The organism is Streptomyces saintjeani, from assembly GCF_055409605.1.
Map to the genome: position 1 here is coordinate 814,025 of NZ_CP189624.1, position 23,368 is coordinate 837,392.

General features: G+C 71.2%; 15 protein-coding genes. 13 read left to right on the forward strand and 2 right to left on the reverse strand.

Annotated features, from left to right (window positions below):
- The first annotated feature begins 39 nt into the window (after positions 1-39).
- Positions 40-2,043 carry a SpoIIE family protein phosphatase gene (locus tag ACQCO7_RS03695; RefSeq protein ID WP_464077139.1) on the forward strand — a complete coding sequence of 668 codons (2,004 nt, stop codon included), beginning with the start codon at positions 40-42 and terminating at the stop codon, positions 2,041-2,043.
- A gap of 51 nt (positions 2,044-2,094) precedes the next feature.
- On the opposite strand, the gene ACQCO7_RS03700 is transcribed toward ACQCO7_RS03695, so the two are convergent.
- Complete coding sequence (locus tag ACQCO7_RS03700; RefSeq protein ID WP_464070426.1) at positions 2,095-3,558, reverse strand: S1 family peptidase; 1,464 nt, start codon at positions 3,556-3,558, stop codon at positions 2,095-2,097.
- Positions 3,559-4,276: 718 nt separating this feature from the next.
- Here ACQCO7_RS03700 and ACQCO7_RS03705 point away from each other — a divergent pair.
- From ACQCO7_RS03705 to ACQCO7_RS03745, 9 genes are all read left to right on the forward strand, one after another.
- On the forward strand, positions 4,277-4,483 hold the full coding sequence (locus ACQCO7_RS03705; protein ID WP_010354525.1) for a hypothetical protein: 207 nt from the start codon (positions 4,277-4,279) through the stop codon (positions 4,481-4,483).
- Positions 4,484-4,582: 99 nt separating this feature from the next.
- A complete protein-coding gene (locus ACQCO7_RS03710; RefSeq protein WP_464070427.1) occupies positions 4,583-5,389 on the forward strand; it encodes a hypothetical protein in 807 nt (268 codons plus the stop codon).
- Between the two features lie 5 nt (positions 5,390-5,394).
- On the forward strand, positions 5,395-7,545 hold the full coding sequence (locus tag ACQCO7_RS03715) for an NHLP family bacteriocin export ABC transporter peptidase/permease/ATPase subunit (RefSeq protein ID WP_464077140.1): 2,151 nt from the start codon (positions 5,395-5,397) through the stop codon (positions 7,543-7,545).
- On the forward strand, positions 7,542-10,349 hold the full coding sequence (locus tag ACQCO7_RS03720) for an NHLP bacteriocin export ABC transporter permease/ATPase subunit (RefSeq protein WP_464070428.1): 2,808 nt from the start codon (positions 7,542-7,544) through the stop codon (positions 10,347-10,349). Before ACQCO7_RS03715 ends, ACQCO7_RS03720 begins: the two co-directional genes overlap by 4 nt.
- Positions 10,350-10,754: 405 nt before the next feature.
- Positions 10,755-11,357, forward strand: coding sequence for a response regulator transcription factor (locus tag ACQCO7_RS03725; protein ID WP_464070429.1), 603 nt, complete (start codon positions 10,755-10,757; stop codon positions 11,355-11,357).
- A 207-nt stretch (positions 11,358-11,564) separates the two neighbouring features.
- Positions 11,565-12,044, forward strand: a complete 480-nt coding sequence (locus ACQCO7_RS03730; protein WP_464070430.1) for a hypothetical protein — start codon at positions 11,565-11,567, stop codon at positions 12,042-12,044.
- A 223-nt stretch (positions 12,045-12,267) separates the two neighbouring features.
- Positions 12,268-18,477 carry a DNRLRE domain-containing protein gene (locus tag ACQCO7_RS03735; protein WP_464077141.1) on the forward strand — a complete coding sequence of 2,070 codons (6,210 nt, stop codon included), beginning with the start codon at positions 12,268-12,270 and terminating at the stop codon, positions 18,475-18,477.
- Between the two features lie 19 nt (positions 18,478-18,496).
- Positions 18,497-18,673, forward strand: coding sequence for a hypothetical protein (locus ACQCO7_RS03740; RefSeq protein WP_464070431.1), 177 nt, complete (start codon positions 18,497-18,499; stop codon positions 18,671-18,673).
- Positions 18,670-18,870 (forward strand): hypothetical protein, encoded by a 201-nt coding sequence (locus ACQCO7_RS03745; protein WP_464070432.1) that lies wholly within the window; start codon positions 18,670-18,672, stop codon positions 18,868-18,870. Before ACQCO7_RS03740 ends, ACQCO7_RS03745 begins: the two co-directional genes overlap by 4 nt.
- Positions 18,871-19,036: 166 nt before the next feature.
- On the opposite strand, the gene ACQCO7_RS03750 is transcribed toward ACQCO7_RS03745, so the two are convergent.
- Complete coding sequence (locus tag ACQCO7_RS03750) at positions 19,037-19,471, reverse strand: subtilase-type protease inhibitor (protein ID WP_464070433.1); 435 nt, start codon at positions 19,469-19,471, stop codon at positions 19,037-19,039.
- Positions 19,472-19,876: 405 nt separating this feature from the next.
- Between ACQCO7_RS03750 and ACQCO7_RS03755 the strand changes: the two genes are divergently transcribed.
- Genes ACQCO7_RS03755 through ACQCO7_RS03765 form a run of 3 tightly spaced genes read left to right on the forward strand, consistent with a single transcriptional unit; the run spans position 19,877 to position 23,309 of the window.
- Positions 19,877-21,442, forward strand: a complete 1,566-nt coding sequence (locus ACQCO7_RS03755) for a purine-cytosine permease family protein (RefSeq protein WP_464070434.1) — start codon at positions 19,877-19,879, stop codon at positions 21,440-21,442.
- A complete protein-coding gene (locus ACQCO7_RS03760) occupies positions 21,439-22,116 on the forward strand; it encodes an alpha/beta fold hydrolase (RefSeq protein ID WP_464070435.1) in 678 nt (225 codons plus the stop codon). Before ACQCO7_RS03755 ends, ACQCO7_RS03760 begins: the two co-directional genes overlap by 4 nt.
- Before the next feature lie 23 nt (positions 22,117-22,139).
- Positions 22,140-23,309, forward strand: coding sequence for a lactate 2-monooxygenase (locus ACQCO7_RS03765; protein WP_464070436.1), 1,170 nt, complete (start codon positions 22,140-22,142; stop codon positions 23,307-23,309).
- Positions 23,310-23,368: the final 59 nt, after the last annotated feature.

The window sequence follows — 23,368 nt, forward strand, 5'->3', positions numbered from 1 at the left end:
CCGGCCGCGGGGCCGCCGCTGTCGCAGGGGCTGACCTCGATGATGGACGCCGTGGGCGCCCTCTCGGGAGCGGTGTACCTGCTGTCGGAGGAGGAGCCCGTCCTGGAGATGGCGGTGATGGCGGGGCTGCCCCGCGCCTTCGCCGCGCCCTGGGAGCGGGTCGGGCTGAGCGCGCCCCTGCCGGTCGCCGAGGCAGTGCGCGACCGGCGGCTCGTGTGGGTCGCCGGCGAGGAGGAGATGGCCCGCCGCTTCCCGCGGATCGCGGTCGTCCTGCCGTACCCCTTCGCCCTCGCGGCCCTGCCGGTCGCGACGCCTTCGACGGTGTACGGCGCCGTCTTCGTGACCTGGCCGGGCGGGCGCTCCGCGGAGCTGTCCGAGGAGGAGCGGCGGCAGCTCACCGGCGGCTGCCGGCGGCTCGCGCTGCGGCTGGAGCGGGCGGACGCGGTCGGCGTGGAGCGGGACGTCGTCGAGGTGGGGACGGGTACGGCGCCGGAGGCCGCGCGGCTGGTGGCGCGGCTGCCGTACGGCCTGTGCTCGCTGGACCTGCACGGACGCGTCGACTTCGCGAACGCCGCCGCCGCGCGGCTGCTCGGCGTGCCGGTCGCCCGGCTGACGGGGACCCGGCTGTGGGCGTCGGTGCCGTGGCTGGACGACCCGGGGTACGAGGAGCGGTACCGGGCCGCGCTGATCGGCCAGATCCCGACGTCGTTCGTGGCGCTGAAGCCGCCGGCGGAGTGGCTGTCGTTCCGGCTGTACCCGGGGACGGACGGGCTGAGCGTACGGATCGGGCGGGCCCGCGCCGAGGCCGGGGCGCCGCGCGCGGAGTCCCCTCCGCTGGTCACGCTCTCGCAGGCGCTGAGCCTGTCGGGCGCGCTGACGGAGACGGTGAGCGTCGCCGACGTCGTACGCCTCGTCGCGCGGGAGATCGCGCCGGCCGTGGGGTGCCAGGCGCTCGCGCTGCTGGGGGCGCAGGCGGGTCGGCTGCACGTGCTGGGGCAGCACGGGTATCCGGACCCGGCGACCGTGGACCGCTGGGACGGCCTGCCGCTCACCGACCGCACACCCGGCACGCACGCGCTGACGACCGGCCTGCCCGCGTTCTTCGCCTCCCGGCGGCAGCTCGAACACCTCTACCCGGACCGGCACACGACCCCGGACGGCTTCGCGGCCTGGGCCTACCTGCCGCTGATCGCCTCCGGCCGCCCGGTCGGCGCGTGCGTCCTCGCGTACGCCGAGCCGCACGACTTCCCCACCCACGAGCGGGCCGTCCTCACGAGCCTCGCGGGGCTGATCGCGCAGGCCCTGGACCGGGCGCTGCTGTACGACGCGAAGAACCGGCTCGCGCACGGGCTCCAGGCCGCGCTGCTCCCCCACTCGCTGCCGGAGCTGCCGGGGCTGTGCGCGACCGCCCGCTATCTGCCGGCCACCCGGGGCATGGAGATCGGCGGCGACTTCTACGACCTGGTGCCCTCCAAGCCGTACGCGGCGGCCGTCATCGGGGACGTGCAGGGGCACAACGTGACGGCGGCGGGGCTGATGGGGCAGCTCAGGACGGCGATACGGGCGTACACGACCGTCGGGCAGGAGCCCGGGGAGGTGATGCGGGGGACCAACCGGCTGCTGCTGGACCTCGGGGTGGAGCTGTTCGCGAGCTGCCTGTATCTGCGGCTCGATCCGGCGCGGGGGCGGGTGGTGATGGCGCGGGCCGGGCATCCGCCGCCGTTGCTGCGCAGGGCGGACGGGCGGGTGCGGGTGCTGGATCTCGCCGGGGGGCCGCTGCTCGGGATCGACGCGGGGGCCTCGTATCCGACGACCGAGGTGGCGTTGGAGCCGGGGGCGGTGCTGGCGCTGTACACCGACGGGCTGGTGGAGATTCCGGGGGTGGACATCGAGGAGGGGGTGGCGGCGCTGGCGCGGCGGCTGGGCGAGCACGGGGGGAGGTCGCTGGAGGAGGTGGCGGACGCGCTGGTGGGGAGGTACGCGGCGGCGGAGGACCGGTTGGACGACGTGGCGTTGCTGTTGTTGCGCGCGGAGGAGATGTGACGAGTCCGGCCCTCCAGGGGGGGGAGGGCCGGACTCCGGGTCAGCTGTGGGTCAGTTGCTCTGGCCGCTGTGCTGGTTCTGCTTCTGGTTGTTGTTCTGGTTCTGGTTGTTGTCGACGCCCTGGTTGTTGTTCTGGTTGTTGTTCAGGCCGTCGCCGCCTTCGAGGCCACTGTTGTCGGCGCCGTTGCCGGCTTCCTGACCGGCGCCGTTACCGGCCTCCTGGCCCGCGCCGTTGTCGCCTGCGCCATTGCCCGCGTCCTGGCCGTTGCCCGCGTCCTGGCCGTTGCCGGCCTCCTGGCCCGCGCCGTTCCCGGCCTCGTCGCCCGCGCCGTTCCCGGCCTGGTCACCGGCACCGCCGCCCGCCTGGTCGCCGGTACCCGCGCCCGCGCCGTTCAGCGTCGCGCCCGTCGCCTGGAGGGCCGTCGTCACCGGCTGGAAGAACGTCTCGCCGCCGACCGTGCAGTCACCGCTGCCGCCGGAGGTCAGGCCGATCGCGCTGCCGTCCTGCGTGAAGAGGGAGCCGCCGCTGTCGCCGGGCTCGGCGCAGACGTTGGTCTGGATGAGGCCGGTGACGGTGCCCTCGGGGTAGTTGACGGTCGCGTCGAGGCCGACGACCTGGCCGTCGTTGAGGCCGGTGGTCGAGCCCATCCGGAAGACCTGCGTACCCACGGTCGCGTCGGCGGCCTGGAGGATCTGGACGTTCTGCCCGCCGCCGATGTTGACGTCGCTCGGCGCCTGCGTGGTGGCGTCGTCGTACTTCACGAGCGCGAAGTCGCCGTCGCCGGGGAAGGTCGCCTGGTCGACGGTGGCGATCGGCTGGCCGTTGGCCGCGTCGGCCCACTTCTCCTCGGCGACACCGCAGTGCCCGGCGGTGAGGAAGGCGGGCGAGCCGTCGCCGGCCGTGACGTTGAAGCCGGCCGAACAGCGGGCGTCGCCACCGAAGATGGCGTCACCGCCCGAGAGGAACGTCTTGAAGGTCCCGGCGGACTTCTTGACGGTGGCGACGTTCGAGCCGAGCGCGTTCACGGTCGATTCGAGCTGGTTCCACCGGGAGCCGGTGACCGTGGAGTCGGCGGTGACGAGAACCTTGTTCGTTCTGGGGTCGACGGCCCACGACGTGCCGGGGATGGTCGCCCGCGCCTTCAGCGTCTGCGCGGCCGACTCCAGCTTCGCCGAGCTGTTGGCGACCTCGCGGACCTTCGCGCCGGCCTTCTGCGCCTGCTCGACGGCGTTGTTCTGGTCGCCGGAGACGTTCACGACGTTGACGACCAGCTGGCTGGCGTCGGAGTCGTAGTACGAGCCGGCGAACGCGTCGCCGAGCATCTTCGAGAGCTGGGAGGCGAGGCCGGAGACGTCACCGGAGGACTTCAGCGTCTTCGGCGCAACGGAGGAGGCGTTCGTGTCACCGTCCTGCGAAGCGTTCGCGTTGGGCAGCAGGAGTGCCGCCGCGCCGAGCGCGGCCACACCGCCCACGGCTATCGCTGCCTTGCGCTTCGGGATTCGCTTGTGACTCAACTTCTTCGACCTCCTGAGGGGACGGGGTCTGTGCTGCCTCGTCGGCAGCTCCGTACAGCGGCGCCTTGGTTGGCCATGAGTACGCGGGCCTTCCGGAGGGCGTTCAAACCGGTTTCCCGTTTCTTTGCGAACGGCCGGGCGGCGACGGGTAATCGGCCAACCCCCCATATGCCGCTGACCGGCACCGAACCCGACAGAACCGGTCCGGGCAACTCGCCCACCAGAAGAGGAAGGACGCCCTCCCGTACGTCCGCGCCGGTCACGCCGGTTGTCTCAATACCGCCGGTCCTGGCGGGAACCCCCGGCACGCAACCCCAGAGTGACCGGTCGGTAGCTTTCCGCCGACAATTCGCGGGTGAATCCCCGGTGCGAGGAATCTGCACATCGATTGCTCACCGGAGTCACCTCGGGCGCGCTTCCTGCACAACTCGGCAAGGGCGTCGCAACGTTTGACGGAGGAGTGCCGGATTCGCCGCGACAGCGCACCACGCTCATCCGAGCGATCAAGTGCCTTCCTGTGAAGAACCCGGCGGCGCGCTGTGGACGGGCCTGCACGCTTCCGCACTCATCGGGCCTCAACTGCCCTCGGGTGACCGTCGGTTGATTGGAAGCCCGGGTGCGGGACTGCTTTGATCCAGTCGTCCCCCCGAGGGGGCCCGCTCCTCCGGCCTACGGAGGTCACCCCCTCAAGAACACCATCAGGAAGGGAAGTTCCATCATGGACTCCATCCAGACCGTTGAGATCTCCGACGCCGAGCTCGACAACGTCTCCGGCGGCCTGACCCTCAACGCGCTGGGCACCGTCACCAACCTGGTCGACGGCATCGTGCCGGTCTCCGGTGTTCTCAACACCGCCGTCAGCACGGTCGAGGGTGTCACCGGCCTGAGCGTGGCCCCGGTCACGAACCTGGTCGCCGGTCTCTGATCGACGCCTCACAGTCGCTGAGCTCCGGAGCCGTGACCCGGCTCCGGGGCTCTTCGCTGCTTTCCGCCCGCTGTTCGCCGCCCGTCCAGTGAAGGTCGTATGCAGTTCCGCCAACAGGCCCTGACCAAGCTCCAGTCGCCGGAGGATCTCGACCTGCCGGTGCGTTTCGCGCGTCCGCAGGGCTGGCTGGTGCTGGCGGTGACGGTCGTCGCGCTGGCCGCCGGGTCCGTGTGGGCGGTCACCGGCTCGGTCGCCTCCACGGTGAGCGCGCCCGCCGTCCTCACCCACGGCGAGGGCAGCTACATCCTCCAGAGCCCGGCGGCGGGGCAGGTCACCGCCGTCCTGGCGCGGGAGGGCCAACGGCTCGGCGCGAACGCTCCGTTGCTCCAGGTGCGGACGGCGCAGGGCGACGCGGTCGTCCGTACGGTCGCCGCCGGACGCGTCACCGCGCTCGCCGCGACGATCGGCCAGATCATCTCGACCGGCGCGAACGTCGCCGCGATCGAGAAGGTCGCGAAGGCCGGCGACCCGCTGTACGCGACCGTCTACGTCCCCGCGCAGAACGCGGCCACGATCCCCGAGAACGCCGCCGTCGACCTCACCGTCCAGACGGTCCCGACACAGCGGTACGGCGTACTGCGCGGCCACGTGAAGTCGGTGGACCGCGCGGCCCAGTCGGCGCAGCAGATCGCCGCGTTCCTCGGTGACCAGCAGCTCGGCGAGCAGTTCACGAGCAAGGGGCGGCCGGTGGCGGTGCTCGTGCAGCTCGACAGGTCCGCGCGGACGAAGAGCGGTTACCGCTGGTCGTCGGCCGAGGGGCCGCCGTACGGGCTCGACTCCATGACGCTGGCCAGCGGTTCGATCAAGCTGGCCGAACAGCGGCCCGTCGACTGGCTGTTGCCGTGAGCGCCGTGAAGACGGTCCGTACGCCGACCGTGCTCCAGATGGAGGCCGTCGAGTGCGGGGCCGCCTCCTTGTCGATGGTCCTCGCGCACCACGGCCGGCACGTCCCGCTGGAGGAGCTGCGCATCGCGTGCGGCGTCTCGCGGGACGGCTCGCGCGCGAGCAACCTGCTGAAGGCGGCCCGGAGTTACGGCTTCACCGCCAAGGGCATGCAGATGGACCTGGCGGCCCTGGAGGGTGTGCAGACCCCGGCGATCCTGTTCTGGGAGTTCAACCACTACGTCGTCTACGACGGCATCGGCCGCCGCTTCGGCCGCCGCGGCGTCTTCATCAACGACCCTGCCAAGGGGCGGCGGTTCGTCCCGATGGAAGACTTCGACGGCAGCTTCACCGGTGTCGTCCTGGTCCTGGAGCCCGGCGAGGAGTTCGAGCGGGGCGGGCGCAAGGCGGGTGTCCTCGGCGCGATGCCCGCACGCCTGCGCGGCACGGCGGGTACGCTCCCGGCGGCCGTCCTCGCGAGCCTCCTCCTCGTCCTGGTCGGCGCGGCGGTCCCGGCGCTGAGCCGCCAGTACATCGACATGTTCCTCATCGGCGGCCAGACCTCGCTGCTGGACGTCCTGTTCACGTCCATGGCGGCCTGCGTCCTGCTGACCGTCGCGCTGACCTGGCTCCAGCAGGCCAACCTCCACCACGGCCGCATCATCTCCTCGACCCTCTCCAGCGCCCGCTTCCTGCGCCACCTGCTGCGGCTGCCGGTGACGTTCTTCTCCCAGCGCAGCCCGGCCGACCTGGTGCAGCGCCTCCAGTCGAACGACGCGGTCGCCGAGACCCTGGCCCGCGACCTCGCCTCGGCGGGCGTGGACGCGGTGGTCGTCGTCCTGTACGCCGTGCTGCTCTACACGTACGACCCCCAACTCACCTTCGTGGGCGTGGGGGTGGCGCTGCTGAACATCGTCGCGATGCGGGTCGTGATCCGGCTGCGCGCGACGCGTACCGCCAAACTCCGCGCGGACAACGCCCGGTTGACCAACACGGCCTACACCGGGCTCCAGTTGATCGAGACGATGAAGGCGACCGGCGGCGAGGACGGCTACTTCCGCAAGTGGGCCGGGCAGCACGCGACGACCCTGGAGGAGCAGCAGCGGCTCGGCGTCCCGAGTGCCTGGCTCGGTGTGGTCGCGCCGACGCTCGCGACCCTCAACAGCGCGCTCATCCTGTGGATCGGCGGGATGCGCGCGATCGAGGGGCACATCTCGGTGGGTCTGCTGGTCGCCTTCCAGGCGCTGGTGGCCCGTTTCACGGCCCCGCTGACCCGCCTGAACGGCGTCGCGGGCCGTATCCAGGACTTCGCGGCGGACGTGGCCCGCCTGAAGGACGTGGAGAACTTCCGCGCCGACCCGCTGTACGACCGTCCCGGTGGCGCCGACTCGACGCGGCGGCTGCGCGGGCACGTCGAACTCCAGAACATCACCTTCGGGTACAGCCCTCTCGACAAGCCGCTGCTGTCCGGTTTCGACCTCACCGTGGGCCCGGGTCAGCAGGTCGCGCTGGTCGGCGGCTCGGGGAGCGGCAAGTCGACGGTGTCCCGCCTGATCTCCGGCCTCTACACCCCCTGGGAGGGCGTGATCCGCATCGACGGACAGCGCCTGGACGACATCCCGCGCGGCGCGCTCGCCGCGTCGGTGTCCTTCGTCGACCAGGAGGTGTTCCTCTTCGAGGGGTCGGTCCGCGACAACGTGGCGCTGTGGGACCCGTCGATCACGGACGAGGCGGTGACCGAGGCACTGCGGGACGCGGCGCTGTACGACGTGGTGACGCGCAGGCCGGGCGGCATCCAGAGCAAGGTCGAGCAGGACGGCCGGAACTTCTCCGGCGGCCAGCGTCAACGCCTGGAGATCGCGCGGGCGTTGGTGCGCAAGCCGAGCGTGCTGATCCTCGACGAGGTGACCAGCGCGCTCGACGCGGAGACCGAGCTGGTCGTCATGGACAACCTGCGGCGGCGCGGCTGCGCCTGCGTGGTGATCGCGCACCGGCTCAGCACGGTCCGCGACAGCGACGAGATCGTCGTCCTCCAGCACGGCACGATCGTGGAGCGCGGACGGCACGAGGAGCTGGTGGCGCGCGGCGGCGCGTACGCGGCGCTGGTGAGGGAGCGGTGACGGTGCGGGAAGGCGACCTGGTCCTGGGAGCGCTCGGGCAGTCGGGCACGCGGTTCGACTGCGCGGGCTCCGCGCGGCTCGACCTGGAGGGGCCGCAGGTGCTGTGGCTCGTCGCGTCGGGGGCGCTCGACCTGTTCGCGGTGGACGCGGGGCAGGAGGGGCACTGGCACCATCTCGGCCGCCTGGAGACGGGTTCGCTGCTGCTGGGTCCGGTGGCGGGGGCGCAGCACACGCTGGTGGCGCGGCCGGTGCGGGACTGTGTCGTCCACCGGATCAACCTGCGGGAGCTGTATCAGCCGGTTTCACAGGAGGTGTGGTCATATGACGAGTACGGCAATCCGCAGTACGCACCGCTGACGACCAGTCCGCTGGAGTACGCCCTCTCCCTGGGCGTCGGCCGCAGCCTCTCCATCCTCTTCCAGGCCCCCATGGGCGCGGCGGAGGTCACCGACGAGGACGTCTTCTGGATGCGGGTGCCGCCCGGCAGCGTCCAGTACGGCACCCTGTACGGCCAGGAGGCCGCCGCCGACCTGCTGATGGACCCGGCCGTCTGGCAGAGCATGGTCGACCAGCAGTACCGGCTCCTCACCACCCTCGACCGCTGGATCGAGCAGCTCGAACGCACCCACGAGACACGTGCCGCCGCCGGGATCAAGGCCGGTGAGGCGGTCCGCGTCCAGGCCGACCGGACGCTGCTGGCGTCCATCGGGAAGCCCTCGGCGTCCCGCCGTACGACGTCCGCCGACGCGGATGCCACGTTCGCCGCGTGCAAGCTGGCCGCCCAGGCCGCCGGGATCGCGCTGACCGAGCCGGCGCGGATGGGGGCCGTCAACGACCGGCTCGACCCCGTGGAACAGGTCGCCCTCGCCTCCCGTGTGCGCGTGCGCGCCATCCGGCTCGACGGGCGCTGGTGGCGGGACGACGTGGGCCCTCTCGTCGGGCACCGGGCGCTGTCCGGCTCGCCGGTCGCGCTGCTGTGGCGGCGTGGCGGGTACGTCGCCGTGCATCCCGGGACCGGGCGGGAGACGCCCGTCGAGAAGGCGAACGCGAGCGAGTTCGAGCCGCGCGCGGTGATGTTCTACCGGCCGCTGCCCGACCGGCCGATGGGTCCGCTGGGTCTGCTGCGGTTCAGCATGCGCGGGACCCGGGGCGACCTCTCGCTGCTCCTGCTGAGCGGGCTGGTGACCGTCGCGATCGGGGCGCTGGTGCCGATCGCGACCGGCAAGGTGCTCGGGGAGTTCGTGCCGCGCGCGCAGGAGGGGCTGATCGTCCAGGTGTGTCTGGCGGTGATGCTCAGCAGTGTCGTCGCCGCCGCGTTCATCCTGTTGCAGAACCTGACGATCCTGCGGCTCGAAGGACGGATCGAGTCGACGCTCCAACCCGCCGTGTGGGACCGGCTGCTCAGGCTGCCGACGAAGTTCTTCTCGGCCCGCTCCACCGGGGAACTCGCCAGCGCCGCCATGGGGATCAGTGCGATCCGGCGGCTCATGGCGGGGCTCGGGCCGTCCGTCGCGCAGTCGTTGACCGTCGGTGCGATGAACCTCGGGCTGCTGCTCTGGTACAGCGTGCCGATGGCGATGGCCGCGATCGGGATGCTCGTCGTCATCGGCGCCGTCTTCCTCGGGCTCGGGCTGTGGCAGGTGCGGTGGCAGCGGCGGCTCGTCGTCCTGTCCAACAAGCTGAACAACCAGGCGTTCCAGACGCTGCGGGGGCTGCCGAAGCTGCGCGTCGCCGCCGCCGAGAACTACGCGTACGCCGCCTGGGCGTCCGAGTTCGCCCGCAGCCGTGAGCTCCAGCACCGGCTCGGGCGGATCAAGAACCTCAACGCCGTGCTCGGCGCGGTGTATCTGCCGGTGTGCACGCTGGTGATGTTCATGCTGCTCGCGGGGCCCGCGCGCGGGAGCATGTCCGCGTCCGCCTTCCTCACCTTCAACACGTCGGTGACGATGCTGCTGACCTCGGTGACCTCGCTGACCGGGGCGTTCGTCTCCGCCGTGGCCGCGCTGCCGTTGTTCGAGGAGATCCGGCCCGTGCTGGAGGCGACGCCTGAGGTACGGGGCGCCGCGATCCGGCCGGGGCCGCTGACCGGGGCGATCGAGGCTCGCCGGCTGTCCTTCCGGTACTCCGACGACGGGCCGCTCGTCCTCGACGACGTGTCCTTCGAGGTGCGGCCCGGTGAGTTCGTCGCGGTCGTGGGGCCCAGCGGGTGCGGCAAGTCGACGCTGCTGCGGCTGCTGATCGGCTTCGACCGTCCGGTGTCCGGGAGTGTCCTGTACGACGGACAGGACCTCTCCGCGCTGGACCAGTCCGCCGTCCGGCGGCAGTGCGGGGTGGTCCTCCAGCACGCCCAGCCGTTCAGCGGGTCCCTCCTCGACGTCATCTGCGGGACCGAGTCGTACACGCCGGAGGAGGCGATGGCCGCCGCCGAACTCGCCGGGCTCGCGGACGACATCAAGCGGATGCCGATGGGGCTGCACACGATCGTCTCCGGCGCCGGGGCCATCTCCGGGGGACAGCGGCAACGCCTGATGATCGCCCAGGCCCTGATCCGCCGGCCCCGCATCCTCTTCTTCGACGAGGCGACCAGTGCGCTGGACAACGAGACGCAGCGGGTGGTCATCGAGTCGACGCGGAAGCTGAACGCTACGCGGGTGGTGATCGCGCATCGGCTGTCGACCGTGATGGACGCGGATCGGGTGGTGGTGATGGAGAACGGGAAGATCGCTCAGCAGGGGGCGCCGGGGGAGTTGTTGGCGGATGTCGGGGGGCGGTTGCATGAGCTGGTGCGGAGGCAGTTGGCGTAGGGGGAGTTGAGGGGTTGGGGGCGTTGGCTGTGCTGGTGGCCGGTATGGCTTACGGGCGGGGACAGTTGGCGGGGCGTAGAGGGCGGTGTGTCGAGGGGGCGTGTCGAGAGGCGGTACTGAGCGCTCGCCGTGGCCTCGGTCGTGCGTGAGTTCCTCGGCGCCGCGAGCCCCCTGATCTGAGCGACCCTCACCGTTCCCGCACCCCGCGCCGTCCCGAACCCCTCCGCCTGTCCACCCCCACCTGCGTGAAACCCCCCACGGCCTGAATGGGTGTTGGCCCCCATGGTCGATCGCGCCATGCCCCGGGCACGATGGCCCGGTAGGGCAACGGGGGCCCCGCCATTGCGCGTTGCCCCCGTTCAGGGCGTTTCCCGGAGAGGTGGGAACGGTGGGGGGACCGGGTTCGTGATCGGTGTCCTGGTGGTCGAGGACATGGAGGTCGTACGCGCCGGCCTGGTCGCGCTGCTCGACGGGGAACTCGGCATCGAGGTGCTGGCCCAGGCGGGCGACGAGGCGCAGGCGCTCGGCGTCATCGAGTCCGCCGTACCGGACGTCGCGCTGCTCGACATCGACGGCCCCGGCATGGACGGGCTCGCGCTGGCCAAGGAGTTCGCGTCGCGGGCACCGGCCTGCCGGACGATCGCGCTGACGTCGTTGGACCGCCCCGGACGCCTCCGCCAGGCCCTCGAAGCGGGGGCCTCCGGCTACGTCCTGAAAAGCGTCTCCGGGCGTCAACTGGCCCGCGCCGTCCGCAAGGTGGCGACGGGAGTCCGCGCGATCGAACCACGCCGGCTGGCGAACACGCCGTGGGAGTGCACGCCGCTGACGCTCCGGGAGGCGGAGGCGCTACGCCTGGCGGCGGGCGGAGCGACGGCGCAGGAGATCGCCGGGAACCTCTGCTTGGGCGTAGGCACGATCCGCAACCGCCTCTCGGCGACGGTCGGCAAGCTGAACGCACGGGGGTTGGTGGACGCGATCCGCATCGCGGAGCGGCAGGGATGGATCTAGGGCGTGCCGCGTCAGGCACCACGCGGGCGGGATCCGGCGGGACGGTGAAGGGCGTTGGCCGGCTGGGGGTTCAGACCGGCGAAGCACATCGGCCGACCCCGCGCTCACGCCCACCGTCGCCATCGCCCCCTCACCCGCCAGGAGACGCCATGCCCTGACCACCCCCGCACACGCACCCCCACTCCCACCACGACCCCAGGGAAGACGATGCCCAAGACCGGGCCCGCGCCTCGCGGCAGACCGCTCCTCACAGACTTCCTGCTGGTGGGAGCACCACTGGCCGCGCTCTACGTCCTCGTCCCCAACCCCTGGGTACGCGTGGGAATCGTCCCCCTGGCAGTCGCGGCAGGCGCGGCCCTGAGCAACGCGAGCGCGCCGAAGCCGGACCGCCCGGCACCTTCCGGCACGTTCTACGAGTTCGACGCGGAGAGCCTCGCGGAATGGTGCGACTCCGCCCAACTCCGAGCCGCCGCCCCGCACGTCCGGTACCTGCTGGTACTCCGGACGACGAAACAGGGCACCGTGAAATGCCTCCTCCTCATCGAGTCCGACACCAACGCGGCCCTGCTGGAGTTCGCGGCTCCCACCCGGGCCGTCGTCGCGCTGCGAAAGGCCGGGGAGGAAGCGCAGCAGGACCTGATGCACCGCTTCGCCCGGGCCCGCCTCCTCCCCTCGTCCCTGGAGTGACCCTGCCCGGCCCCCCGCTCCCCCGACTGAGACATCCCGCACAGAGAACCGGTGAAGATCTCACTTTTTCGGCCACCCTCCGACTGTTCGAATGAGGCGCCCATTTCCCCAACTCCAAGAGGACCACATGGAGATGAGACACGAACCGCCCTCGCACGAGGGCGCGACCCTGGCCCTGCACCGGCACAGACGGAGCCTGTCCTCGGTCGCCCTCGCGGCGGCGATGCTGCTGGCGATGGATGCCGCGCTGATCGCCGGAGACTCGGGAACCGCCGTGGCGTCGGTGCTGTCGGAGCGGAGGATCGACAGCACCGACGCCACGGAGGAGGCCGCGAAGGGGACCACGACGGCCGCCGACATCCCGTCGGCCAGGGTCACCGCCCGCCTCGCGGGCCACCGCGTCGAAGCGCTGAGCGAGCGCACCGAGACCTCGACCACCTGGGCGAACGAGGACGGCAGCCTCACCACAGAACTCGCCGCGGGCCCCGTGCGGTTCGAGCGCGACGGCCAGTGGACGGACGTGGACGTCACCCTGCGCGAGTCCGGCACCGGCGTGGAGCCGATCGCCCATCCGGAGGGGCTGAAGCTCGCCGGGGAGAGCGGCGTTCCGGCGAAGTCGCTGGAGGAGGCCCAGGATTCCCCGGCGACCGACCTCGTCACCCTCGGCGAGGGCGACGAACAGCTCACCCTCCAGTGGAAGGGCGGCCTGCCGGAACCCCACCTGGACGGCACGCGCGCGGAGTACGCGAACGCGGTCCCCGGCGCGGATGTGGTCGTCGAGGCGACCCGTACCGGTTTCGAACAGTTCGTGGAGCTCAAGCGCCGCCCCGAATCCGGCGACTTCTCGTACACCCTCCCCCTCAAGGCCAAGGGCCTCACCGCGAAGCAACTCGCGGACGGCAGCGTGGAGTTCACCGACACCAAGAACAGCAAGCGCGCGGTGATGCCGGCCCCGGTGATGTGGGACGCGTCGACGGACAAGGTCTCCGGCGAGCACACCAACAGATCACCGGTCGGCCTGAAGGTCGTCCAGAAGGGCTCGTCGATCGACCTGATCGTCACCCCGGACCCGGAGTTCCTCACGAACCCGGCCACGACGTACCCCGTCACGATCGACCCCTCCACCTCCTCCCTCTCCAACGTCTTCGACACGTACGTCCAGCAGGGCGAGACCGTCGACTGGTCGGCGGACACGGAACTGGACTGGGGCAACCCGGGCACCACGAACGCGGACGGCACTCCCCGCCTGGCCCGCACCTACATGACGTGGAACACGGCGCCGATCCAGAACGCCCTGGTCCTGGACGCGAAACTGTCGCTGTGGAACTTCCACTCCGGCAACACGAGCGGCTGCGGCCTGCACCAGTGGGACGTCTGGTCCTCCCCCGCCGCCTCGACGTCGAGCCGCTGGACCAACCGCCCGACGATGACGGCGAAGAAGGCGTCCTCCACCGAGACCCGGGGCAACTCCGCCTGCACCGCCCAGCCGGACGGCTGGATCAACGCCGACGTCACCACCCTGGCCCAGGAGTGGGCGTCGGCGAGCGCGACCCGTGGCCACCTCGGCATCCAGGCGGCGAACGAGTCGACGGTCGGCGGCTGGAAGCGCGTCAACTCCGCGAACGCCGCCTCGAACCCGCCGAAGCTCACGGTCACCTACAACTACCGCCCCCGCACCGGCACGAAGCAGGAAGCCGGCCCTCCCTACTTCTCGTACTCCGGCGCGTACGTCGTCAACACCACGACCCCCACCCTGCGGGACACGTTCGTGGACGCCGACGGCGACAAGGTCAACGGCACCTTCCAGATCTTCGACAGCACCACCGACGCCCAGGTCGGCACTGTTCTCGTGTCAAAGTACGTTCCCTCGGGCCAGGTGGCCTCGGTGACCGTTCCCTCTGGTGTGCTGACGAACGGCAAGACGTACAAGTTCCGCACCAGCCCCTACGACGGAACGCACTACAACACCGGCTGGTCGGCGTGGAAGACGTTCACCGTCGACACCACACCCCCCACCGCACCGACGAAGATCACCTCGACGGATTATCCGACCGGGCAGTGGGTCAAGGGCTCCGGCCAGGCCGGCACCTTCACGGTCACCCCGCCCTCCGGCACCGACCACAACTGGCTCGAATGGACGCTGGACGGCGTGACCTGGACGAAGGTCGCCACCAGCGGGGCCAGTGCGGCGAAGGCCATCCCGATCGCCCCGCCGAAGAACGGCACCCACACCCTCCAGGTCCGCGCGGTCGACAAGGCCGACAACAAGTCCGACGCGATCGAGTACACCTTCCACGCCGGGCCGGGCGGCTTCGTCCAGCCGTCCGAGGGTGAACGCACCGCGCGCAGGCTCCCGTTGGTGGCCGAGGCCGACGCCTCGAAGTACACGAGCGTCTCCTTCTCCTGGCGCCGCTCCGAGGCCGACAGCTGGACCCGGATCTCCCCGGCCCACGTCACCTCCGCCGGCACCCCCCTCACCGCCTGGCCCGTTCCCCTGACGAACGGCAAGAACGCCCCCCTCGTCTGGAACACCACCGACACCGTCGACCCCGACGGCACGATCCAGCTCAAGGCCGACTTCACCGGCACCGCGACCGGCAGCACCGAACCTCTCGGCATCGTCGTCGACCGCAACGCGGACGGCGCCGCCACCAGCGAGATCGGCCCCGGCACCGTCAACCTCCTGACCGGCGACTTCACCCTCAACGCCTCCGACGTCTCCGCGTTCGACCTGACGGTCTCGCGCACGGCGTCCTCCCGGGTCCCGGAGAAGGCCGCCACGCAGGAGGGCCAGGCCCCGATCTTCGGCAAGGAGTGGGTGGCGGGCACGGCGGCCGACCTGACCGACTCCGACTTCAGCCACGTCCGCCGCATCTCCGACACCGCCGTAGCCGTCGTGGACGCGGACGGCGAGGAGACCCACTTCACCGCCAACGCCGCGAAGACCGGCTGGCTCCCGGAACCCGGCTCGGAAGACCTCACCCTCACCGGCACCGTGACGTCGAGCTTCACCCTCACCGACACCGAGGGCACGGTCACGCAGTTCACGAAGCCCGACAGCGCGGCCACGACCTGGCAGGTGTCGTCCACCCTCCTGGACGGCCTGGCCAACTCGACCACCACGGTCGTCTCCGAGACGATCACGGTCGGCGACAAGAAGCTCGCCCGCCCCAAGCGCGTGATCGCCCCCACCTCGGCGGCAACCACAGCGGCGTGCACGGCGACCCCGTCCACGAAGGGCTGCCGCGCCCTGGAGTTCGTCTACGCGACGACCACCACCGCCACCTCCACGGCCTACGGCGACATCGCGAACCAGGTGAAGGAGATCCGCCTCTGGTCCACCGAGCCCGGCGCGTCGGCGGCCACTTCCAAGTCCGTCCAGATGTACCTCTACGACGGCGACGCCCGCCTGCGCCAGGCATGGCACCCCCAGATCACCCCGTCCCTGATGACCGAGTACACCTACGACAGCGCGGGCCGCGTCACCCGCTACACCCCGCCCGGTGAACTCCCCTGGACCCTCGCCTACGGCAAGGCCGGGAACTCCGCCACCGCAGGCGACGGCATGCTCCTGAAGGCGTCCCGCCCGGGCCTGAAGCAGGGCACGGCGGCGACGGAGGAGGGCACGGCGGCGACCACGCTCGTCTACGACGTCCCCCTCAACGGCCCGCACAGGATGACCGCGACCGACGTGAGGACCTGGGGTCAGCTGGATGCCCCCACCGACGCCACGGCCGTGTTCCCGGCGGACAGCGTCCCGTCGTCGAACTCCGGCAGCACCCTCACCGCAACCGCCTACGCCCGCGCGGAGGTCCACTACCTGGGCGTCTCCGGCCGCGAGGTCAACACCGCCACCCCCGGCGGCCACATCACGACCACCGAGTACGACCGGTTCGGCAACACGGTCCGCGAACTCTCGGCGGCCAACCGCGCGGTGGCCCTCGGCACCACCACCGCCGACAGGACGGCGCAGGCGGACTTGGGTATCGCCCAGCTCACCAGCCCTGAACGCGCCGACCTGCTGGCCACGAAGTCGCTCTACAACGACACCGGCATCAGGGAGCTGGAGGAGTTCGGCCCCCTGCGCCGCATCGACCTCACCGCCGACCTCAAGTCGGGCACGACCACCCTGGTCCCGTCCGGCACCTCGGTGACGGCCCGCTCCTGGACGGTGAACGAGTACGACGCGGGCCGCCCGACCGACGGCACCGCCAAGGTCAAGGACCAGGTCACCAGGGTCACCACCGGGGCCCAGGTCCGTGAACACCCCACCGTCCAGGGCGAACCGCGCGCCACCCAGACCGTCTACGACTGGGTGAAGGGCCTGCCCACCAAGACCGTCAAGGACCCGTCGGGCCTGGCGATCACCGACACCACGGAGTACGACGCCCAGGGCCGCACGGTCAAGCAGCTCCTGCCCGGCGCGTCGGGCACGGACGCGGGCACCCGCATCACCACGTACTGGTCCGCCACCGGCACGGGCACGTGTGCCGGCCGTCCCGAGTGGGCCGACCTCCTCTGCCAGACCTCGGCGGGCGGCGCGATCACCGGCGGCGGCACCGCCCCCACCGGGGTACCCACGACCACCACCGAGTACGACTGGTGGGGCAACGCGGCCAAGGTCACCGAGACCGCGAACGGCGTCACCCGCACCACCACCACGACCCACGACAACGCGGGCCGCCCCGCCAGGACCACGGTCACGGGTGGTGTGGGCCAGCCGGTCCCGGAGACCACGACCGAGTACGACCCGGCGACCGGCCGCGCCGTCAGGACGGTCTCCCCGACCGGCGGCACGATCACCAAGACGTACGACAGGCTGGGCCGCCAGACCGGCTACACGGACGCCGACGGCGGCACGACCACCACCGAGTACGACCTCCTCAACCGCCCCGTCAAGGTCACCGACAACGCCCCCTCGACCGTGACGTACACCTACGACACGGCAGTCGAGCCTCGTGGCCTGGCCACCAGCACGACGGACTCGATCGCGGGCACCTTCCGCGCCACCTACGACGCGGACGGCTCCGTAGCGACGGAGAAACTCCCCGGCGGCTACACCCTCACCACCACCGAGGACACCACCGGCACCACCCTCGACCGCACCTACACCCGCGACAGCGACGCCGCCATCGTCTACTCCGACACCGTCACCCAGTCCGTCCACGGCCAGGTCACCGGCCACACCGGCTGGTCCGACCAGACCCACCGCTACGACACCGTAGGCCGCCTCACCACTGTCGAAGACACCACCGAAACCATCTGCACCCGCCGCACCTACACCTTCGACAACCGCACCAACCGCACATCCCTCACCACCGCGACCGGTACAGCGGGCAGCGACTGCCCGACCAGCGGAGGAACCACCACCAGCCACACCTACGACAGCTACGACCGACTCGTCGACACCGGCTACGTGTACGACACGTTCGGCCGCACCACCACCCTCCCGGGCAGCACCATCGGCTACTACGCCAACGATCTCGCGTACCAGCAGACCGCGAACGGCAAACGCCAGACCTGGCAGCTCGACGCCGGACACCGCTACCGCTCCTGGACCGTCGAGACCGGCAGCGGCACCACCTGGCCCCAGACCGAGTCCAAGCTCAACCACTACGACAGCGACGGCGACAACCCCCGCTGGACCGTCGAGAACACGGCCACCGGAACCCTGACCCGCAACGTCGACTCCGCCTCCGGAGACCTCGCCGCCACCACCACGAAAACCGGCGACACGGTCCTTCACCTCACGACCATCCACGGCGACGTCGCTCTTCAGCTCCCGCTGGATACCAGCAGGGCCCCTGTCGCTCTGGACGCCGACGAGTACGGGAATCCGCGCGCGGGCCAGACCCCCACCCGCTACGGCTGGCTCGGCGCCAGACAGCGCTCCGCCGAAACCCTCACCGGCCTCACCCTCATGGGCGTCCGCCTCTACAACCCCACCACCGGCCGCTTCCTCTCCACCGACCCCGTCCACGGCGGCAACCTCAACGCCTACGAATACGCCCACGCCGACCCCCTGAACCGCTTCGACCTCGACGGCCGTTGGAGCTGGGCCAAGAAGCAGTGGCGGCGTTTCACCAACAAGGCGACCCGTATCGGCCGCAACCCCAACTGGCGGTCGGTCTACTGGTCGGGGAAGTTCGCGATCGGTACGGCCGCGATGGTCGCGCCGTTCGGCCGGGCCAAGACCGTGCGGAACGTGTGGCGGGCGGTGCGCTCGCCGTGGAAGACGGTCCGGCGGTGCGGTGGTTCGGCGAGCAAGTTCGTCCACTGCGCGGGCGCGGGCTGGGGTGCTCAGACCGCGCTGAACGACTACAGGAACTGGAACAGGAACCGTCGTTTCCGTAATGACTGGAACGACGCCCTGACCAACGCGGGCCGTAGATCGGTCTGTAGGAAGTACACCGGGAAGAACAGTTGCCGGTGATCGACAAGAAGAAAGCGCCATGAGCGACTACAAGTTGACGTTCCTCCTCTTCTTCGTCCCCTTCATGCTGGTCAGCGGGGTGAAGAACCTTCAGGAGCCGGGCTGGTCCGTGCTGTGGGGCGTCGCCGAGGTCGCCCTCGGTATCGCCATCGTGATCGGTTCGGTGAAGGAGATCAGGGACAACCGCAGGCGATGAGCGACGCGGTGACGCGCTACCGGAACCGTCCCCTGTTCATCACGTCCGTCGTGATGGTCGCGGGGACGGTTCTCGTGAACCCGTTCGTCGTCTACGAGGCGCCGCTGTCGGGCGTACGCCTGAGCGCCGGGGCGCCGGTACGGCCCGCCGGGCTCTGCGGCACGCGGTGCGTCAGGCGGAAGGGACCGGGGAGTTGACCCGCAAGGGTGAACCCCGGGAACCGGCGGCGGCCCCACCCCGCCTTTCCGGTCCCCGGGGTCCTAGGAGTCACAGGCTCTCCCGTGTCCAGGACTCGCACTCCCCAGTAACGAGCCTCTCGTGGCGTCCACAGGGACCCCGCGACTCCGGTCTGTACGGCAGCGGTCAGAAAGCGAACACGCTGCCGGCGCCCGCGTTCTTGACGCACTCATTGGCGAACGTCCGCTCATAGGCGACGCGTTTGCCCTGCCAGACGCCGTCGACGGTCACGACGACCGGGTCGTACTGCTTGGTGCAGGGCCCGCTCGCCCGCATCGCGAGCGCCTCGAAGTCGCCGCCGACGGCGCGGAGTTCGGCGCAGGCGAGGGCGGCGGCCGGGTGGGTCCCGGAGGCGGTGGGCGCGCAGTTCAGGGTGACGGCGCGGGCCGGCGTCGTACCGGCCGCCCGTTCGCCGTGCCCGACGGTCAGCACGAGGGCCGACGGCGCGTACAGGGATGCCGGGCCTGCGGACGGGGCTGCGGATGCGGACCCGGTGAGGGGCCCGCACACGGCGACGGCCGCGAGGCCGCCGATCACTGCCCAGCGCGCGGTGTTCTGCATTGTGTGCTTCCTTCCGCTCGGTTGGAGTCTGTGCCGCCGGTCACCGGGTGGGTGCCGTGCGGCGGACGCCACTCTGCCGGGTCCGGCGCCGGACTTCACATCGACACCACAGGTTTCAGTAACCTTGCGTATTCAATCAGTGGCGTGAAGCGACAGGATTCGAACGCGAGAACGCCGCAGGCAAGCGCTTCATGATCCGCTTCCCGGCCCGGATGGCCGGTTTTCGTACGGTCGGCAATCGACCTGAAACATTCCCCTGACACTCTCCGGCCCGAGCAATGGTCGAACCATCTACTTCGCCGGTGAATTATGGACGAATCAACCTCTGGCAGGCGCCCGCGCGCGAGCCGTACGGTCAGCGCACCCCCCAGAACAAGCCTCCGTCGCCGCCTCGTTGGAGTCCTCATGACGTCCCAGCACCCCCCGTCCCTGACCGAGGTAGAGCCGTACGGCGTGGAGCGCATCCCCGACGCCGACCGCACCGCGCGCCCGCTGGACCTGTTCCGGCTGGCGTTCGGCGGTGCCAACACGTTCTCCACATGCGTGCTGGGCGCGTTCCCGATCCTGTTCGGCCTCTCCTTCTGGCAGGGCCTCGCGGCGACGCTCCTGGGGGTCGTCGTCGGCGCCCTGATCCTGTGCCCGATGGCCGTGTTCGGCCCGGTCAACGGCACGAACAACGCGGTCTCCTCCTCCGCGCACCTGGGCGTGCACGGCAGGATCGTCGGCTCGTTCCTCTCGCTGCTGACGGCCGTCGCGTTCTTCTCGATCTCCGTGTGGAGCAGCGGCGACGCGCTCGTGGGCGGCGCGCACCGCCTGCTGGACCTCCCGCGCGGGGACGCGTCGTACGCCGTCGCGTACGCGCTGTTCGCCGGTCTGGTGCTCACCGTGTGCGTGTACGGCTTCCGGTTCATGCTGTTCGTCAACAAGGTCGCCGTGCCGACCGCGACGGTCCTGTTCCTGGTCGGCGTGTTCGCGTTCGCCGGTGACTTCGACCCCTCGTACGCGGGCGCGTTCTCGTCGACGTCGGACGCGGCGTTCTGGCCCGCGTTCATCGGCGCGGCGCTGATCGTGCTGTCGAACCCGGTGTCGTTCGGGGCGTTCCTCGGGGACTGGTCGCGGTACATCCCGGCGGACACCCCCCGCGGCCGGGTGGTGGGAGCGGCGTTCCTGTCGCAGCTCGCGACGCTCCTGCCGTTCGTGTTCGGCCTCGGGACGGCGAGCATCATCGCCGCGCAGGCGCCCGCGTACGTCGACCCGGCGGCCCCGGACTTCGTCGGCGGCCTGCTGGCGATCTCGCCGGGCTGGTTCTTCCTGCCGGTGTGCCTGCTCGCGCTGATCGGCGGCATGGCGACGGGTACGACGGCCCTGTACGGCACCGGCCTGGACTTCTCGTCGGTGTTCCCGCGCCTGAGCCGGGTGCAAGCCACGTTGCTGGTCGGCGGGTTGGCGGTCGCGTTCATCTTCGTGGGCCGGTTCGCGCTGGACGTCGTGCAGTCGATCTCGACGTTCGCGACGATGATCGTGACGTGCACGACGCCGTGGATGGTCGTGCTGATGCTGGGCTTCTGGACGCGGCGCGGCTGGTACGACGCGGACGCCCTCCAGGTCTTCAACCGGCGTCAGCGCGGCGGGCGTTACTGGTTCGCGCACGGCTGGAACTGGCGCGGGATGACCGCGTGGTGGGTGGCGGCGCTGGTCGGTGTGCTGTTCACGAACATCCCCGGCCAGTTCGTCGGCCCGCTCGGTGGTCTGGCGAACGGCGTCGACATCAGCCTGCCGCTGTCGCTGGTCGTCGCGGCGGTGCTGTTCCTGTCGCTGCTGCGGATCTTCCCCGAGCCCCGGGCGGCGTACGGGCCTGCGGGCGCGCGGTTCGCGAAGACCGTGGACGTACCCGTGCCGGCGATCACCGGGAGCGGTGTTCTGCCTGGTCAGGACGGATTGTCAGAGCCGTCGGCTACCTTGCGGACATGACCGGATTCGTGTTGGTGGCAGGAGCTTGGCTCGGGGCGTGGGCGTGGGACGAGGTGGCGGCGGAGCTGCCGTCGGCCCATCCGCTCACGCTGTCGGGGCTCGCGGAGAAGCGGGATCTGCCGGCGGGGCAGCAGACGCATGTGCGGGACATCGTCGAGGAGGTCGAGCGGCTCGACCTGCGGGACGTGGTGCTGGTGGGGCACAGCTACTCGGGCGTCCCGGTGGGGCAGGCCGCCGAGCGGATCGGGGAGCGGCTGCGGCGGGTGGTGTTCGTCGACGCGAACGTGCCGGTGGACGGGAAGGGGGACCTGGACGGCTGGGACAGCGACTGGGTGCGGGAGGCGCTCGCGGCGCACGGCGGGGTCTGGCCGCCGCCGCCCGTCGAGCAGTTCGTGGAACTGGGCCTGACGCCCGGGCAGGCGGCCCGGATCGTCGCGGGCGCGACCCCGCACCCGGGCGCGACCCTCACCGAGCCGGCCGCCCTCACCGGCGCGCTGCCCGACCTCCCGGCGACGTACATCAAGTGCCTGCTCGACGGCGAGGAACCGCTCCCGGCGGTCACGGAGTTGCTCAAGAATCCGTCCTGGGACCTGGTCCGTATGGACAGCGGGCACTGGCCGATGTTCTCTCAGCCTCGTGAACTCGCCCGCGTCCTGCGGGAGATCGCGGAGTAAGACCGACCGGCAAATGGAGCGACATGGGACAGCACGCGGCGGACTTCCAGTACGAGATCTACCTCGACGGCCTGACGGGCGCGGTGCCCCGGCTGCCCACGGATCTCACGGCGCTGGAGGAGATGGCCGGGCGGCGCCTCGGCCCCGGGCCCGTCGGGTACGTCGCGGGGAGCGCCGGGGACGGCAGTACCGCGCGGGCGAACCGGGCGGCCCTGGAGCGGCGCCGGATCGTGCCGCGCATGCTGCGGGACGTCGCCGAGCGGGACCTGTCCGTCGAGGTGCTGGGGCGTACGCTGCGCGCGCCGCTGGCGCTGGCTCCGATCGGGGTGCTGTCGATCCTGCACCCCGGCGCGGAACCGGCGGCGGCGCGGGCCGCTGCCGCGCAGGGCGTGCCGTACGTGCTGTCGTCGGCGTCCAGCACGCCCCTGGAGGATGTCGCCTCGGCGATGGGGGACGCCGAGCGGTGGTTCCAGCTGTACTGGTCCAAGGACCGCGAGGTGACCCGGAGTTTCCTCGGGCGGGCGCGGGCCGCCGGGTTCTCCGTCCTCGTCGTCACGCTGGACACGCCGCTGCTCGCGTGGCGCCCGCGCGATCTGGACCAGGCGTATCTGCCGTTCCTGCACGGGGTGGGCACGGCCAACTACTTCACCGACCCGGCGTTCCTGGCGGGCCTCGCGAAGTCGCCGCGGGAGGACCTGAACTCGGCGGTCCTCCGCTTCGTGAGCCTCTTCTCCGACCCCGGCAAGACCTGGCCCGACCTCGCGTTCCTCCGCGAGAACTGGCCCGGCCCGATCGTCCTCAAGGGCATCCTCCACCCCGACGACGCCCGCCTCGCCGCCGACGCCGGGATGGACGGGGTGGTGGTCTCCAACCACGGCGGACGACAGGTCGCCGGTTCCATCGCGGCTGCGGACGCGCTGCCCCGGGTCGCCGAGGCGGTCGGGGACCGGCTGACGGTGCTGTTCGACAGCGGGGTGCGGACAGGGGCGGACGTGTTCAAGGCGCTCGCCCTCGGGGCGCGGGCGGTGCTGCTGGGGCGGCCGTACGCGTACGGTCTGGGGCTCGACGGACAGCCCGGGGTCGAGCACGTGATCCGGTGCCTGCTGGCGGAGTTCGACCTCACGTTGGCGCTGTCGGGGCACGCGGGGGTGGCGACGGTCGGGGCGGACGCTCTGGCGGAGGCGCCGGTGTGACGGGGCTCCGCGCCGTGCGGTGGTGTGGGCGGCTCGGGTGGATGCCTCGGTGTGGAGGG